The organism is Streptomyces sp. NBC_00775, from assembly GCF_036347135.1.
GTDB classification, from domain to species: Bacteria; Actinomycetota; Actinomycetes; order Streptomycetales; family Streptomycetaceae; genus Streptomyces; species Streptomyces lutosisoli.
Genome location: NZ_CP108938.1, coordinates 6723787 through 6737942 on the forward strand (window position 1 = coordinate 6723787; position 14156 = coordinate 6737942).

Below are 14156 nucleotides of genomic sequence, written 5' to 3' on the forward strand. Positions count from 1 at the left end.
TCGCCATCATTCGGCACGTACGACATGACCGCTCGCAAAGATGGGCCAACTGTGGGTTACTGCGACAAAGCGGTTCGGATCAGGGAGTAGGACATGGCCACCAAGGCTGAGAAGATCGTCGCCGGGCTCGGCGGCATCGACAACATCGAAGAGGTCGAGGGCTGCATCACCCGCCTCCGCACCGAGGTCCACGACGCCAGCAAGGTCGACGAGGCCGCCCTGAAGGCCGCCGGCGCCCACGGCGTCGTCAAGATGGGCACCGCGATCCAGGTCGTCATCGGCACCGACGCGGACCCGATCGCGGGCGAGATCGAAGACATGATGTGAGCGCCAGGGCTCCGCAGAGCCCTGCCTCACCCCTGAGGGGCTGCTTCCGTAACCGGCGGCAGCCCTTCACCCGTATACGGCTAGGCTCATCGCCATGTCTCGAATCGACGGCCGCACCCCCGAACAGCTGCGCCCCATCACCATCCAGCGTGGCTGGAGCAAGCACGCCGAGGGCTCCGTCCTCGTCTCCTTCGGCGACACCAAGGTCTTCTGCACCGCCTCCGTCACCGAAGGCGTCCCGCGCTGGCGCAAGGGCAGCGGCGAGGGCTGGGTCACCGCCGAGTACTCCATGCTTCCCCGCGCCACCAACACCCGCGGAGACCGTGAGTCGGTCCGCGGCAAGATCGGCGGCCGCACGCACGAGATCAGCCGCCTCATTGGCCGCTCGCTGCGCGCCGTCATCGACTACAAGGCGCTCGGCGAGAACACCATCGTCCTCGACTGCGACGTCCTCCAGGCCGACGGCGGTACGCGCACGGCCGCGATCACCGGCGCGTACGTCGCGCTCGCCGACGCCGTCACCTGGGCCCAGGGCAAGAAGCTGGTGAAGGCGGGCCGGCAGCCGCTGACCGGCACGGTGAGCGCCGTCTCCGTAGGAATCGTCGGCGGAGTCCCGCTCCTGGACCTCTGCTACGAGGAGGACGTGAAGGCCGACACCGACATGAACGTCGTCTGCACCGGCGACGGCCGCTTCGTCGAGGTCCAGGGCACGGCGGAGGCGGAGCCCTTCGACCGCAAGGAGCTCAACGCACTCCTCGACCTCGCCGTCACCGGCTGCGACGAACTCGCGGCCATCCAGCGCGCGGCCCTTGAGGCAACCGCCGGTTAACCCTTCGCGTTCTATAGGGGTACGGGCGTACGGTCCAGCCGTGCGCCCGCCGACCACGTCACGGGCCGAGCCGACCGCACCACGGGTCGAGCCGCCCGTGCCACGGGTCGGCCACACCATGTCCACGGGGAGGGACCGTTCCATGGCCGCGCGCCACCGCCATCGTCGCCGTACCGCCGCAATCGCCGTCGTCACCGCACTCGTCGCCCTGCCGGCGGCCGTCGGCTGCGACGCGGTCAACAAGGCGCTCGACTGCGTCCAGACCGCCGACTCGATCGCCGACAGCGTCACCGACCTCCAGCAGGCCGTCGAGAACGCGGCGAACGACCCGACGCAGACCGACGAGTCCCTCAACGCGATAGAGAAGAACCTCGACAAGATCGGCGACAAGACCGACAACGCCGACGTCAACACGGCGGTCGACGACCTCAACAAGGCCGTCGGAAACGTCCGTACGGCCGTCAAGAACGGCGACAGCACCCCCGACATCAGCCCGGTGACGGACGCGGCGGGAGAGCTGACGAAGGTCTGCACGCCGTAGGAGCCGCCCGGCGGCTCGGGGATACCGGCTTGGGATACTGAGGACCATGACCCGCCTGATCCTCGCCACCCGCAACGCCGGAAAGATCACCGAGCTGAAGGCGATCCTCGCCGACGCAGGTCTCACCCACGACCTCGTCGGCGCGGACGCCTACCCCGACATCCCCGACGTCAAGGAAACCGGCGTCACCTTCGCCGAGAACGCCTTGTTGAAGGCCCACGCCCTGGCTCAGGCCACGGGCCTCCCGGCCGTCGCCGACGACTCCGGCCTCTGCGTCGACGTCCTGAGCGGCGCCCCCGGCATCTTCTCCGCCCGCTGGGCGGGACGCCACGGGGACGACCGCGCGAACCTGGAACTGCTCCTGGCCCAGCTCTCCGACATCGACGACACACACCGGGGCGCCCACTTCGCATGCGCCGCCGCCCTGGCCCTGCCGGACGGCACGGAACGGGTGGTCGAGGGCCAGCTGAGGGGCGTACTGCGCCACACTCCCGTCGGCACGAACGGGTTCGGGTACGACCCGATCCTGCAGCCGGAGGGGGAGACGCGGACCTGCGCGGAGCTGTCCGCCGAGGAGAAGAACGCGATCAGTCACCGGGGGAAGGCGTTCAGGGCGTTGGTGCCGGTGGTGCGGGAGTTGTTGGGCTGAGATATGGAGAGGGGCCGCCTCACCGGACGGCCCCTCTGCGTGTGTGCGGCCGGTGGGATTCGAACCCACACGGGCTTTCGCCCACGGGCTCCTAAGGCCCGCGCGTACTGCCTATTTCGCCACGGCCGCGTACGCCGCCATGGTACCGGTCAAGTGGCGATTGCCTAGGCGGAGCGTCGGCGACCTCCTCGGCACCAGGTGTCGGTGGTCGCGTGGCAGTTGGGGCACAGCAATCGCAGGTTCTCGCGCCGATCGTCGCTCCAGTCTCCGTTGATGTGGTCGACCTCCAACGTCATGGGTTTTCCGAGCCACACGGGTCCAGTGCCGCACTCGGCACATTGCTCGGGTATGCCGATTTCGCGGAGTGCTCGGCGCAACTGCGCAGTCTTCGTCCGGTGCATCCCGCTGTGTTGGATCAGAATGTCCTCCGGCCGCTTGACGGGCGTCGTACCCGGCCTTCCCCGCTGATGCGCCTGACCCAGGAAGTGCGTGGTTGTGAGGCATTCTTCGGTGATCCACTGGCGCAACATCGCGCGCTGGCTGCCGTTGTCCGGGCGGCCGAGGTGGCGAAGCACCTCGGCAATGGAGAATGACGCTGTCACCGCCACCCGCAGTTCGCCGGACGTGGGCCGGGTCTCCTTGGTGTGGCTGCCGCAGTGGCGGAAGTGCGAGATGTCGATCCCGAAGTGAGCGAAGCGCCTCGTGAGGTAGCGGCGGAGGTAGCCGTATGCCCGGGTGCCGAAGAAGGTGATGACCTCGTCGATGTCGGAACACTGTTTGGCGGCTTGCATCATCCGCTCGCGGGTGTACTGCACACCGCTGCTCATGAGGCGCCGCCCCTGGCGCGTCCCTTGGCGCGACCTCGGTAACTGTCCGTCGTTGAGTGGCAGTTGGGGCAGAGGAACCGCAGGTTCTCGATGCGGTTGTCCCGCCAGTTGCCGTCGATGTGGTCGACCTCCAGGGGCAGTGGGTTTCCACGCCAGACCGGTTCCGTACCGCAGCGCGCGCAACGCTCAGGCACTTCCAGGGCTGTCAATGCCCATTTGAGGCGGTCGCTCGGGATGCGCCGGGCGGGAGTGGCCGTCTGTACGGCGAGCAAGGCCTCCGGGGTCCGCGGGCGTCTGGTCTCGCCTCGCCGGGACGGTGCCTGGAAGTGCGAGGTGTCGATGCCGTACGCCTTGATCCGGCGGCTGATGTGCGTGTGGTGGCCGCCGACCACCTCAAGTCCGAGTCGACGGAGCACCTCGCACATGTTCGTCGAGGCCGTAACCGCCGCCTCAAGAACCTCTCTCGTCCACCGCACGCCTTCGCGCTCGAAGTGTGAGATGTCGACCCCCAGCTTCTTCATGCGCTCGTGCACGTATCGCCGCGTCGAACTCTTCGGATCCACCCCCAGTCTCCTCAACGCCTCCGACAACGTCAGCGACGAACTGGCCGCCTCCTCCAGGCGCTCCCTGGTGTACGGACTGACCCCCATCGTTCCCCTCCGTTCCGGCCACACATTCGTGGCTCGTACGGAGTAACGAACCGCTTATCTGATGGTCACGTCCGGTATCCGGGAGTTGGTATTCTGCTGATCAGCAGTCAGGCCTCCCGGCCCGGACACGACGTCCGCTCGGGAGGCTTTTTTCATGCCCGGAAACCCTGGAGGAGGACCATGCCCGACATCACCGTGCGCCGCGCGGATGCCGTCGACCGTCCCGTGCTGGAGCGGCTCTGGCTGATGTTCCAGCACGACATGTCCGAGTTCCGGGGGCTGTTGCCCCGGCCGGACGGGACGTTTCGTAGTGAGCGGTTGGAGGCCGTGTTCAGTGACGGCGACCGGGTGCCCTACCTGGTGATCAGCGGGGAGCATCCCGTCGGGTTCGCCTTTGTTCGCGGTCTGAGCGGTCCGGTCCGTGTGCTCGGCAGTTTCTTCGTCGTGCGCGGGGCGCGGCGGGCCGGGATCGGACTGCGCGCTGTCCGGGACGTCGTCGGGCGGCACCCCGGTACCTGGGAGGTCGCCTTTCAGGACAACAATCCGGCCGCTGTGCGGTTCTGGCGTCATGTCGCCGCCGAGATCGCCGGTGACGGCTGGACGGAGGAGCGCAGGCCGGTGCCGGGGCGACCGGACCTGGCTCCCGATGTGTGGATCTCGTTCTAACCCGGCTGGGCTGAATGTCTTAGATGCCCAGATCCTTGATGATCTTCGCCACGTGCCCCGTCGCCTTCACGTTGTACAGCGCCCGCTCGACCTTGCCCTCCTCGTCCACGATCACCGTGGAGCGGATGACGCCGACGTACGTCTTGCCGTAGTTCATCTTCTCGCCGAAGGCGCCGTACGCCTGCAGGACCGTCTTGTCGGGGTCGCCGACGAGCGTGACCTTCAGGTTCTCCTTCTCGCGGAACTTGGCGAGCTTCTCGGGCTTGTCGGGGGAGACGCCGATGACGTCGTAGCCGGCGGTGGCGAGGACGTCGAGGTTGTCCGTGAAGTCGCAGGCCTGCTTCGTGCAGCCGGGGGTCAGGGCGGCCGGGTAGAAGTAGACGATGACCTTGCGGCCCTTGTGGTCGGCGAGGGAGACCTCGTTGCCGTCGGCGTCGGGCAGGGTGAAGGCGGGGGCGGTGTCGCCGGGCTGGAGTCGCTCGCTCATCGGTACCTCACGTGGCCGGGGGATGGGATGGATACGGAACGAGCGTAATGGGGGGTGCCGGGGGGTGCGGCGCGGTCCGAGCTGACAGACTGTCGAGGGCACAGAGTCAGAACACGACCACGGAGGCAGCGGGTGTCGGATACGTCGAGCACGCCGGATACCAGGACTCCGGCGCAGATCGAGGCGGAGATCAAGCGCCGCCGCGAAACCCTCGCCGAGACTCTCGACGAGATCGGCGTGCGGGTGCACCCGAAGACGATCGTCGGCGATGCCAAGGCCAAGGTCGCCTCGAACATCGACCACACGCTCGGCCGCGCCTACGTCGGCGTCAACAGGGTCGTCGGCGATGTGAAGGGCCAGTTCGTCACCGAGGAGGGCGCGCCGCGGCTCGAACGCATTGTGTCGGTGGCGTTGGCCGTGGTGGGGATCGTCGGCCTGTTCGTCGTGGGCTCGCGGCGACGCAAGGGCTGACCCGCAGGCGTACGAAAGCGACCGGGGCAGGTAGGTTCGGGGCGTGAGCGCCAATCGCGATAAGCACAGCACCCAGCACGACAAGTTGCCCATCCGCATGCTGCACGACCGTGTGCTGGTGCGGCAGGACGCCGCCGAGGGCGAGCGGCGTTCCGGCGGCGGCATCCTGATCCCGGCGACGGCGGCCGTCGGCCGGCGCCTCGCCTGGGCCGATGTCGTCGCGGTCGGGCAGAACGTCCGGACGGTGGAGCCGGGCGACCGCGTCCTGTACGACCCGGAGGACCGTGCCGAGGTCGAGGTGCGCGGGATCGCGTACGTGCTGATGCGCGAGCGGGATCTGCACGCCGTGGCCGCGGACCGGTTCGAGGGGTCCGAGGACTCGACGGGCCTGTACTTGTAGGACGCTGCCGCCGTAAGGCGCCTTCTGTTTGTGGGCGTACGGCGGTCTAAGGGGCTGGTGACCATGGTCACCAGCCCCTTTTGCCATTCTTTGCTACCTTGGAAGGACCCCGACGAGACGCGCCGTACCGGGACGTACGCAAAGACGACGCACCACCGTCAAGCCCGTCTCTCGGAGGTGCCTCTCATGGCCTGGGTTCTGCTGCTCGTCGCCGGTCTGCTCGAAGTCGGCTGGTCGATCGGGATGAAGTACACGGACGGCTTCACGCGACTGGTCCCGAGCGTGCTCACGGGCGCGGGCATCGTCGCGAGCATGGTCCTGCTGTCGTACGCCGCCAAGTCGCTGCCCATCGGCACCGCCTACGGCGTGTGGGTCGGGATCGGCGCGGCCGGCGCGGCGGTCCTCGGCATGGTCGTGCTGGGTGAGCCTGCTACCGCCGCGCGGATCTTCTTCGTGTGTCTGCTGCTGGTGGCCGTGGTGGGGCTGAAGGTCACCTCCGGTCACTGACGTCGGTCCCTTTCCCACTGACCTCAGTGTTTTCGTGTTCTCACCGACCTCAGTGTTTTCGTGAGGTGAACCCGCTCAGCGGCCCCGCGGTCGTCCCCGTCGTCGTTCCGTCGCTGGTGGTGCCGTCCGTCGTGCCGCCCGTGTCGGTGCCACCGTCTGTCGTGGTGCCGGTGGTGGTGCCCCCGTCTGTGGTGGTGCCGTCCGTGGTCGTGCCGCCGGTTGCCTGGCCTTGGTTCTGCCCTTGGCTCTGGCCCTGGTTCTGGCCCTGCGTCTGGCCTTGGTTCTGCCCCTGGGTCTGACCTTGGTTCTGGCCCTGCGTCTGCCCCTGGTCCTGGCCCTGGATGTCCTGGCTGGGCGTGGTGGCGCCGCCGGTGGTCGGGGTGGTCGGGATGGTGGGCGGTTCGACCGGGGGAGGTGTCGTCTGCTCGGCGCCCGGCTGGAGCTGGAGGTCGAACTCCGTCGCGGTGGTGCCCTTGAGGGCGGCCTTGGTGAACTGGGCCCAGATCTGCGCCGGGTAGCCGCCGCCGTTGATACGGGGCTGGCCGAGGGCGCCGTACAGGGACTTGTGGGCGCCCGTCTCGGGGTCCTGGCCCATGACGGAGACGACGGTGGCGAGGTCGGGGGTGTAGCCCGCGAACCAGGCGGCCTGGTCCTCCTCGGCGGTGCCGGTCTTGCCCGCGGCGGGGCGGTCGGCGGCCAGTGCGGCGGTGCCGGTGCCGCCCTCGACGACGCTCTGCAGCATGGACGTGGTCGTGTCGGCGGCCTCGCGGCTCACCGCCTTCTTGCTGTTCTGGGCGGGCAGCTGCACATCCGGCGCGCCTTGGTTCGAGATCTTCTCGACGAGGGTGTACGTGCCGTGCTCGCCGTGGTGGGCGAGCGTGGCGTACGCCGACGCCATGTCGAGGACGCTGGCGGTGGCGGGGCCGAGCGCGATGGAGGGGGTGGCGGTCAGGTCGGGGGTGTTGGAGGGGATGCCGAGGTCCATGGCCGTCTGCTTGACCTTGTCGGGGCCGACGTCGACGGCCATCTGCGCGTACACCGAGTTGACGGACTTGTCGGTGGCGGTGCGCACGGTGATGTTGCCGTACGAGACGCCGTCCTCGTTCTCGGGCGCGTAGTAGCCGCCGTTCCAGCCTTGTACGGGGCGCTTGTTGGTGCCGTCGTAGATGGTGTTCGGGGTGATCATCCGGCCGTCCTGGGTCTGCGAGAAGTTCTGCGCGGCCGAGGTGAAGACGAACGGCTTGAAGGTGGAGCCGACTTGGTAGTCGCGGCGGGTCGCGTTGTTGACGTACTGCTTGGTGTAGTCGATGCCGCCGTACATCGCGACGACCTTGCCGTTGGACGGGTCGATGGCGACGCCGCCCGCGCGGACGTAGTTGTCGACCTTGCGGTTCTTCTTGTCGAGCTTGTCCATCACCTGGTCGTTGACGGCCTTCACGAAGGCGTCCTGCTTGGGCTTCTCCAGCGTGGTGGTGATGCGGTAGCCGCCGGTCGCGAGGGTGTCCTCGTCGATGATCTTGTTCGACGTCAGATAGTCCTTGACGGCCTGCACCAGGTAGCCGCGCTGGCCGGACATGCCCGCGGAGCCCTTGGCCTGCTTCGGCATCTGGAACTTGACGTTGTTCCGGTCCGACTGGCTCAGCCACTTCTTCTTGACCATGCCGTCGAGGACGTAGTTCCAGCGGGCGACGGCCGCGGACTTGTTCTCGGGGTGCGCGATCACGTCGTACTCGCTGGGCGCGTTGAGGAGTGCCGCGAGGTAGGCGCCCTGGGCGACCGTCAGGTCGTTGGCGTCGACGCCGTAGTAGGCCTGGGCGGCGGCCTGGATGCCGTACGCGTTGCGGCCGTAGTAGCTGGTGTTGAGGTAGCCCTCGAGGATGGCGTCCTTGCTCTTCTCGCGGTCGAGCTTGATGGAGATGAAGAACTCTTTGATCTTCCGCGTGGCGGTCTGTTCCTGGCCCAGGTAGTAGTTCTTCACGTACTGCTGGGTGATCGTCGAGCCGGACTGCTTGCCCTTGCCGGTGGCCGTGTTCCAGCCGGCGCGGAGCATCGCCTTCGGGTCGATGGCCGACTCGGAGTAGAAGTCCCGGTCCTCGGCCGCGAGGGTCGCGTGCTGGGCGGCCTTGGAGATCTGCGCGAGCGTCACGTTCTCGCGGTTGACCTCGCCGTCGCGGGCGAGCTGGCTGCCGTCGGCGTACAGGTAGACGTTGCTCTGCTTGGTCGCGGCGGCGTTCGCCGGCGGGATCTTGACCAGGTAGTAGCCGAGCGCGAAGAGGCCGATCAGGAGCAGTATCACGACGAGGAACGTGCCGAGCACGATCCGCCAGGTCGGGATGAGCCGACGCCAGCCGGTGCGCTGCCGCTTCTGCTTCTTGCCGGGTTCGCCGGGCCGGCCCGGTGCTCCCTGCGGTCCCGGTCCCGGTTCCGAACCTGGTCCCGGTTCCGGGTTCCTCGGTGCCCAGCCCTGGCTGTTCTGCTGCGGCTGCGGCTTGTCGCTCATGTGTCGCCGGACTCCTGTTTCGCGTGCATACGTTCCCGTACGCCCTCGTACGCCTTGTGCGCCCCCTCTTGAAGACTGTCGCACCAAGCGTTCCGTTCCCTGAGCCCGGCACGCGTCGCGCCCGGAAAATGCCTGGCAGGCGAGGACGTCGGCGGACTAGGCTCTTGCGCTTTGGCTCAACGCGGCGGAGGGGGAAGGTGTTGTGGGTGCAGGGCGGTTGTACGCGGCCGTCGCGAGACGCGGGTTCCGGCGGTACGCCACCTATCGGTCGGCGACGGCGGCGGGGGTGTTCACCAACACCGTCTTCGGGCTGATCCTGGCGTACACCTTCATCGCGCTGTGGGACGCCAAGCCGCACCTCGGCGGCTACGACCAGGCGCAGGCGCTCACCTATGTGTGGCTCGGGCAGGCGCTGCTGGCGGTGATGGCGGTGATGGGCGGCGGCTTCGAGGAGGAGCTGATCGAGAGAATCCGTACGGGTGACATCGCGATCGACCTGTACCGGCCCGCCGATCTACAGCTGTGGTCGCTGGCCCAGGACGCGGGACGGGCGCTGTTCCATCTGCTGGGACGAGGGGTGGTTCCGCTGGCGTTCGGCGCGGTCTTCTTCGACCTGGCGCTGCCCGCCGACCCGCTGACCTGGATCGCGTTCATCGTCGCGGTCGTTCTCGGGGTGCTCGTCAGCTTCTCGATCCGCTATCTGGTGGCGCTGTCGGCGTTCTGGCTTCTGGACGGGGCGGGCATGACGCAACTGGCCCTGATCGCCGGGATCTTCTGTTCGGGGATGATGCTGCCGCTGAACGTGTTCCCGGGCGCGCTGGGCGAGGTCGTACGGGCGCTGCCCTGGTCGTCCCTGGTCCAGGCGCCGGTGGACGTCCTGCTCGGCACGGCGGATCCCCTGCCCACGTACGCCTTCCAGGCGGCCTGGGCGCTCGGGCTGCTCGCGCTCGGGCGGCTGTTGCAGTCGGCGGCGACGCGGAGGGTGGTCGTACAGGGTGGCTAGCCTGGTGAAGGAGAAAGAGCGAACGGTGGCCTCCTGGCCGCCCGAGCGGCAGGGGCCGTACGCCCGCGTGCGCGACGGTCTGCGCGCGTACCGCATGATCGCCGCCATGTGGATCCGCTCTACGATGGCCTACCGCGCCTCTTTCGCGCTGGCCGTCACGGGCAACCTGGTGGTGAGCGGCCTGGACTTCGTCGCGATCCTGCTGATGTTCTCGCAGGTCGACCGGCTCGGCGGCTACAGCCTGCCCGAGGTCGCCTTCCTGTACGGCTCCTCGGCCGCCGCCTTCGGGCTCGCGCAGCTGGCGTTCGGTTCGCTGGACCGGCTGGGGAGCCGGGTGCGCGACGGCACGCTCGACACGCTCCTCGTGCGTCCGGTGCCCGTGCTCGCGCAGGTCGCCGCGGACCGCTTCGCGCTGCGCCGCCTCGGCCGGATCACGCAGGGGCTGCTGATCCTCGGGTACGCGACCGCCGCCCTCGACATCTCCTGGACGCCGCTCAAGATGCTGATGCTCCCGCTGATGCTGCTCAGCGGTGGTGTGATCTTCTCGGCGGTGTTCGTGGCGGGCGCGGCCTTCCAGTTCGTCGCGCAGGACGCCTCCGAGGTGCAGAACTCCTTCACGTACGGCGGCAGTACGCTCCTTCAGTATCCGCCGACCGTCTTCGCCAAGGATCTGGTGCGCGGGGTGACGTTCGTTCTCCCGCTGGCCTTCGTCAACTGGCTGCCCGCGCTGTATGTGCTGGGGCGCCCTTATCCGCTCGACCTGCCGACGTGGGTCGCTTTCGCACCGCCGCTGGTGGCGGCGGGCTGCTGTGCGCTGGCGGGGATCGCCTGGCGTGCGGGACTTCGTTCGTATCGCAGTACGGGGAGTTGAACTCGGCGTGGAAACAGATCTGTTGGCCAAGGACCCGGTGGACGCCTTCATCGAGCTCGACGGTGTCGAGAAGGTCTTCGACGTACGCAAGAAGACCGGCTTCCTGCGCAGTGAACGGCGGCAGGTGCGGGCGGTGGACTCCCTCTCCTTCACCGTGCCGCGCGGCGAGATGGTCGGCTACATCGGCCCGAACGGTGCGGGCAAGTCGACCACCATCAAGATGCTGACCGGCATCCTCACGCCGAGCGGCGGCCGGCTGCGGGTCGCGGGCATCGACCCGTCGCGCGAGCGCACCCGTCTCGCGCGGCGCATCGGGGTCGTGTTCGGGCAACGTACGACCCTGTGGTGGGACCTCCCGCTGATCGACTCGTACCGGCTGATGCACCGCATGTACCGCATCCCGGACGGGCGTTACCGCGACAACCTCGACCGCTGCGTCGAACTCCTCGAACTCGGCGCCCTGTTGGACGTTCCCGTCCGCCAGCTCTCCCTGGGGCAGCGGATGCGCGGAGACATCGCGGCCGCGCTGCTGCACGACCCGGAGGTGCTCTACCTCGACGAGCCGACGATCGGGCTCGACGTGATCAGCAAGGCGCGGGTCCGGGAGTTCCTGCGGGACCTGAACGCCGAGCGCGGCACGACGGTGCTGCTCACCACGCACGACCTCACCGACATCGAGCAGTTGTGCCGGCGGGTGATGGTCATCGACCACGGGCGGCTGATGTACGACGGTCCGCTGACCGGGCTGCACGAGGTGGGGGAGAGCGAGCGGACGCTGGTGGTGGACCTGGAACGGGAGCTTCCGCCGATCGAGGTGGAGGCGGCGCGGGTGGTGAGGGTGGAGGGACCGCGGCAGTGGCTCGCCTTCCCGGCGGACCAGTCGGCGGCTCCGCTGGTGGCGCGGATCGCGGCGGAGTATCCACTCGTCGACCTCTCCGTGCGCGAGCCCGACATCGAGGCCGTCATCGCGAAGATGTACGCACAGGACGGTGCGGAGAAAGCGGTGTCGTAGCGAGCCCCGCACGGAATGGCGGGCCGCATAGCCCGTGCGGCGGGGAACTCGTAGGCTGCTGTACATGACCGACGACGAACTCCCGGAGCTGCGAGCCTCCGACGCCGATCGTGAACGAGTTTCCGAACAGCTGAGGGACGCCCTCGCCGAGGGCCGCCTCGACATGGAGGAGTTCGAGGAGCGGCTGGAGGCGACGTACAAGGCACGCACCTACGGGGAGTTGGCGCCGATCACCCGCGATCTGCCGGGCCCGGCCGCCGTGGCGCCACCCGTCTCCATGATCAAGCAGCCTGTGGAGAGCGGTAGTTGGGCGGGCCGGATCGTCGGCGGTGAGGGCTCGTCGGCATGGGCCGTCGCGATCATGTCGGGCTTCGAGCGCAAGGGCCGCTGGACCGTACCCCGGCGTTTCAACTCCTTCGCCTTCTGGGGCGGCGGCGAGATCGACCTGCGCGAGGCGAACTTCGCGGACCGCGAGGTCGTGATCAACTGCGTCGCCATCATGGGCGGCATGAACGTCGTCGTACCGCCCGGCGTCGAGGTCGTCGTCCGTGGCATCGGCATCATGGGCGGCTTCGACCACCGCGAGGAGGGGCAGCCCGGCGAGCCCGGCGCCCCGCGCGTCATCGTCACCGGCTTCGCCTTCTGGGGCGGCGTCGGCGTCGAACGCAAACTGACCCGCGCCGAACGCCTCCGCATCAAGGAGGAGCGCCGCCAGGAGAAGCTCGAACGCAGGGCGGCCCGCAAGGAGTTGCAGGGCTCGGGCTCGGACAGCAACGGCCTGGGCGAGATGTTCGACGCGCTGGACGAGGCCCGCGACCTGATCCGGGAGCGCCACGAGGACCGCAGGGAGCGCCACGAGGAGCGCCGGGAGCGCCACAGGGAACGCCGGGAGGCGAGGGACAGGCGCCGCCACGGCGAGTACTGAAGTGGGGCGGCGACTTGTGAGTCCCGGCCGACTGGAGCGCCCCTATTAGGGGCGCGGGGCTGTGACATGGTGCGGCTCCGCCGCGTGGGCGCGACCAGCCACGACGAACCCGCGCCCGACGAACGACCGGCAGCTACAGTTCGGCCGACACGGAGCCCTTCAAGTCACCCAGGTCGAAGACCTCCGCCATCCGCTTGTACCCCTTGTCACTGGGGTGCAAGTGATCCCCGGAGTCATAGTCGCTCCGCAACCGCCGAGGGTTGTACGGATCCCGCAAGACCTGGTCGAAGTCGACCACCGCGTCGTACACCTTCCCGGCCCGGATCTCCGCGTTGACGGCCTGCCGTACGGCCTCCCGCCCGCTGGTGTACCCGCGATGCCCCTGAAACGGCATCAAGGTCGCCCCGACCACCCGCAACCCCCGCGCATGCGCCTGCTGCACCAGCTTGCGCAGCCCATCCGTGACTGTCGCGGGATCGACCTGACTCGGGTTCCGCAGAATGTCGTTGATCCCGAGATCGATGACGACGGCCTTGACGTTCGTACGGTCGAGCACGTCCCGCCCGAACCGCGACAGAGCACTCGGATTGTCGGCCGGACGGCCAAGTCCCGCAGTCAGTACCTGATTCCCGCTGATCCCTTGGTTGACGACGCTGTACCGCGGCGCGGAGCCGGAGCCCGCCGCCGCGCGCAGCCGCTCCGAAAGGATGTCGGTCCAACGGTGGTTGGCCCCGACGGTGGAGGTGATGCCGTCGGTGAGCGAGTCGCCCAGTACGACGACGGTGCCCGCGGAGTCGTCGCTCAGCACGTCGAGGGCGGTCAAGTACCGCCAGTACTCGGTCTGTTCGGTGTACGCGGTGCCGCTCACGTCCTCCGTGAGGTCGCCCTCGGCGACGTACGACGTCTGGCGCGCGTGCGGGTGGTAGGTGACCGGGCCGGATGCGGTGGGGGAGTACGTCGTCACGAGGACGTCCGAGCCGTACGGGATCCGCACTCGTACGGCGTCGCTCAGCACCTGCGCTCCGGCCGGGACGACGACCGAGGTGCTGCCGCCGAAGGTGAGGCGGCGCATGGTGTCGGTCGTGGCGGCGGCGGTGTTCGTGGTCGCGGCGACGGCGATGGTGGCGTGCGTGATGGTGAGCGGCTGCTGCCCGTAGAGGTTGGACAGCGTGACGCGGGCACTCGTACCGCCCGCGCTCGCGTGCACGACGTTGCGCACGGAGTGGCCCGCCATGCCGGTCGTCTCGGTGCCGGGCTCGGCTCCGACGGGGGAGGCGGACCAGGCGCCGACCCAGGTGCCGGTGGAGGCGGGGGCGGCCGAGTTGCCCGGGGTGCGGTCGCGGGCGACGTGGTTCTGGGTGCTGCCGCTGCCGTCGTCGGCTGCGACACCGGCATATATGGCGGCGGAAAGGGTCACGATCACGGCGATGATCGCGGCGAGCAGGGCATAACCATGACGCTTGGTCATGCGGTGCGATTCTCCTCGGGCGA

17 protein-coding genes, 1 tRNA gene and 1 riboswitch are annotated in these 14156 nt (G+C 68.6%); of the genes, 12 read left to right on the forward strand and 6 right to left on the reverse strand.

Annotation, left to right across the window (positions count from 1 at the left end):
* Positions 1 to 93 precede the first annotated feature (93 nt).
* The 4 genes from OIC96_RS29915 to rdgB all read left to right on the forward strand — a co-directional run bounded on the left by OIC96_RS29915 (position 94) and on the right by rdgB (position 2346).
* The gene (locus tag OIC96_RS29915; RefSeq protein WP_327429038.1) at positions 94 to 327 is read left to right on the forward strand and encodes a PTS glucose/sucrose transporter subunit IIB; all 234 of its coding nucleotides are present in this window, start codon (positions 94 to 96) and stop codon (positions 325 to 327) included.
* Between the two features lie 94 nt (positions 328 to 421).
* Entirely contained in the window at positions 422 to 1156 is a 735-nt protein-coding gene (gene rph / locus OIC96_RS29920) for a ribonuclease PH (protein ID WP_330304878.1), read from the forward strand.
* Positions 1157 to 1298: 142 nt separating this feature from the next.
* Positions 1299 to 1697 carry a hypothetical protein gene (locus OIC96_RS29925; RefSeq protein ID WP_330310123.1) on the forward strand — a complete coding sequence of 133 codons (399 nt, stop codon included), beginning with the start codon at positions 1299 to 1301 and terminating at the stop codon, positions 1695 to 1697.
* Between the two features lie 46 nt (positions 1698 to 1743).
* Complete coding sequence (rdgB, locus tag OIC96_RS29930; protein ID WP_330304877.1) at positions 1744 to 2346, forward strand: RdgB/HAM1 family non-canonical purine NTP pyrophosphatase; 603 nt, start codon at positions 1744 to 1746, stop codon at positions 2344 to 2346.
* A gap of 44 nt (positions 2347 to 2390) precedes the next feature.
* Here the strand turns inward: rdgB and OIC96_RS29935 are convergent.
* From OIC96_RS29935 to OIC96_RS29945, 3 genes are all read right to left on the reverse strand, one after another.
* Positions 2391 to 2475 (reverse strand) — tRNA-Leu (locus OIC96_RS29935).
* 35 nt (positions 2476 to 2510) lie between these two features.
* On the reverse strand, positions 2511 to 3173 hold the full coding sequence (locus tag OIC96_RS29940) for an HNH endonuclease (RefSeq protein WP_330304876.1): 663 nt from the start codon (positions 3171 to 3173) through the stop codon (positions 2511 to 2513).
* The gene (locus OIC96_RS29945; RefSeq protein WP_330304875.1) at positions 3170 to 3823 is read right to left on the reverse strand and encodes an HNH endonuclease signature motif containing protein; all 654 of its coding nucleotides are present in this window, start codon (positions 3821 to 3823) and stop codon (positions 3170 to 3172) included. The genes OIC96_RS29940 and OIC96_RS29945 overlap by 4 nt, the downstream gene beginning before the upstream one ends.
* A gap of 180 nt (positions 3824 to 4003) precedes the next feature.
* Here OIC96_RS29945 and OIC96_RS29950 point away from each other — a divergent pair, with 180 nt between their 5' ends.
* Positions 4004 to 4489, forward strand: a complete 486-nt coding sequence (locus OIC96_RS29950) for a GNAT family N-acetyltransferase (protein ID WP_330304874.1) — start codon at positions 4004 to 4006, stop codon at positions 4487 to 4489.
* Positions 4490 to 4508: 19 nt separating this feature from the next.
* On the opposite strand, the gene bcp is transcribed toward OIC96_RS29950, so the two are convergent.
* On the reverse strand, positions 4509 to 4976 hold the full coding sequence (gene bcp / locus OIC96_RS29955) for a thioredoxin-dependent thiol peroxidase (RefSeq protein WP_327429034.1): 468 nt from the start codon (positions 4974 to 4976) through the stop codon (positions 4509 to 4511).
* A 132-nt stretch (positions 4977 to 5108) separates the two neighbouring features.
* On the opposite strand from bcp, the gene OIC96_RS29960 reads away from it, so the two are divergent.
* From OIC96_RS29960 to sugE, 3 genes are all read left to right on the forward strand, one after another.
* Positions 5109 to 5447: a DUF3618 domain-containing protein gene (locus OIC96_RS29960; RefSeq protein ID WP_330304873.1), complete on the forward strand. Its 339-nt coding sequence runs from the start codon at positions 5109 to 5111 to the stop codon at positions 5445 to 5447.
* Positions 5448 to 5544: 97 nt separating this feature from the next.
* Positions 5545 to 5847: a GroES family chaperonin gene (locus tag OIC96_RS29965; RefSeq protein WP_103554526.1), complete on the forward strand. Its 303-nt coding sequence runs from the start codon at positions 5545 to 5547 to the stop codon at positions 5845 to 5847.
* 91 nt (positions 5848 to 5938) lie between these two features.
* Positions 5939 to 6001: riboswitch (guanidine-III (ykkC-III) riboswitch) on the forward strand.
* A gap of 32 nt (positions 6002 to 6033) precedes the next feature.
* Positions 6034 to 6354 (forward strand): quaternary ammonium compound efflux SMR transporter SugE, encoded by a 321-nt coding sequence (sugE, locus tag OIC96_RS29970; RefSeq protein ID WP_266828021.1) that lies wholly within the window; start codon positions 6034 to 6036, stop codon positions 6352 to 6354.
* 49 nt (positions 6355 to 6403) lie between these two features.
* Here sugE and OIC96_RS29975 read toward each other — a convergent pair whose 3' ends face one another.
* Positions 6404 to 8854, reverse strand: coding sequence for a transglycosylase domain-containing protein (locus tag OIC96_RS29975; RefSeq protein WP_330304872.1), 2451 nt, complete (start codon positions 8852 to 8854; stop codon positions 6404 to 6406).
* A 202-nt stretch (positions 8855 to 9056) separates the two neighbouring features.
* On the opposite strand from OIC96_RS29975, the gene OIC96_RS29980 reads away from it, so the two are divergent.
* From OIC96_RS29980 to OIC96_RS29995, 4 genes are all read left to right on the forward strand, one after another.
* Positions 9057 to 9857 carry an ABC transporter permease gene (locus tag OIC96_RS29980; protein ID WP_330304871.1) on the forward strand — a complete coding sequence of 267 codons (801 nt, stop codon included), beginning with the start codon at positions 9057 to 9059 and terminating at the stop codon, positions 9855 to 9857.
* 25 nt (positions 9858 to 9882) lie between these two features.
* Positions 9883 to 10728 (forward strand): ABC transporter permease, encoded by an 846-nt coding sequence (locus OIC96_RS29985; protein WP_330310122.1) that lies wholly within the window; start codon positions 9883 to 9885, stop codon positions 10726 to 10728.
* 7 nt (positions 10729 to 10735) lie between these two features.
* A complete protein-coding gene (locus OIC96_RS29990) occupies positions 10736 to 11740 on the forward strand; it encodes an ABC transporter ATP-binding protein (RefSeq protein ID WP_330304870.1) in 1005 nt (334 codons plus the stop codon).
* 64 nt (positions 11741 to 11804) lie between these two features.
* A complete protein-coding gene (locus OIC96_RS29995) occupies positions 11805 to 12665 on the forward strand; it encodes a DUF1707 SHOCT-like domain-containing protein (RefSeq protein ID WP_330304869.1) in 861 nt (286 codons plus the stop codon).
* A gap of 133 nt (positions 12666 to 12798) precedes the next feature.
* On the opposite strand, the gene OIC96_RS30000 is transcribed toward OIC96_RS29995, so the two are convergent.
* Positions 12799 to 14133, reverse strand: coding sequence for an SGNH/GDSL hydrolase family protein (locus OIC96_RS30000; protein ID WP_330304868.1), 1335 nt, complete (start codon positions 14131 to 14133; stop codon positions 12799 to 12801).
* Positions 14134 to 14156 lie beyond the last annotated feature (23 nt).

Coding starts and splice junctions, on each gene's coding strand:
- OIC96_RS29995 (WP_330304869.1), top strand. CDS start 11,805: ATGACCGACGACGAACTCCCGGAGCTGCGAGCCTCCGACGCCGATCGT.
- rph (WP_330304878.1), top strand. CDS start 422: ATGTCTCGAATCGACGGCCGCACCCCCGAACAGCTGCGCCCCATCACC.
- bcp (WP_327429034.1), bottom strand. CDS start 4,976: ATGAGCGAGCGACTCCAGCCCGGCGACACCGCCCCCGCCTTCACCCTG.
- OIC96_RS29950 (WP_330304874.1), top strand. CDS start 4,004: ATGCCCGACATCACCGTGCGCCGCGCGGATGCCGTCGACCGTCCCGTG.
- OIC96_RS29965 (WP_103554526.1), top strand. CDS start 5,545: ATGCTGCACGACCGTGTGCTGGTGCGGCAGGACGCCGCCGAGGGCGAG.
- OIC96_RS29975 (WP_330304872.1), bottom strand. CDS start 8,854: ATGAGCGACAAGCCGCAGCCGCAGCAGAACAGCCAGGGCTGGGCACCG.
- sugE (WP_266828021.1), top strand. CDS start 6,034: ATGGCCTGGGTTCTGCTGCTCGTCGCCGGTCTGCTCGAAGTCGGCTGG.
- rdgB (WP_330304877.1), top strand. CDS start 1,744: ATGACCCGCCTGATCCTCGCCACCCGCAACGCCGGAAAGATCACCGAG.
- OIC96_RS29945 (WP_330304875.1), bottom strand. CDS start 3,823: ATGGGGGTCAGTCCGTACACCAGGGAGCGCCTGGAGGAGGCGGCCAGT.
- OIC96_RS30000 (WP_330304868.1), bottom strand. CDS start 14,133: ATGACCAAGCGTCATGGTTATGCCCTGCTCGCCGCGATCATCGCCGTG.
- OIC96_RS29940 (WP_330304876.1), bottom strand. CDS start 3,173: ATGAGCAGCGGTGTGCAGTACACCCGCGAGCGGATGATGCAAGCCGCC.
- OIC96_RS29925 (WP_330310123.1), top strand. CDS start 1,299: ATGGCCGCGCGCCACCGCCATCGTCGCCGTACCGCCGCAATCGCCGTC.
- OIC96_RS29915 (WP_327429038.1), top strand. CDS start 94: ATGGCCACCAAGGCTGAGAAGATCGTCGCCGGGCTCGGCGGCATCGAC.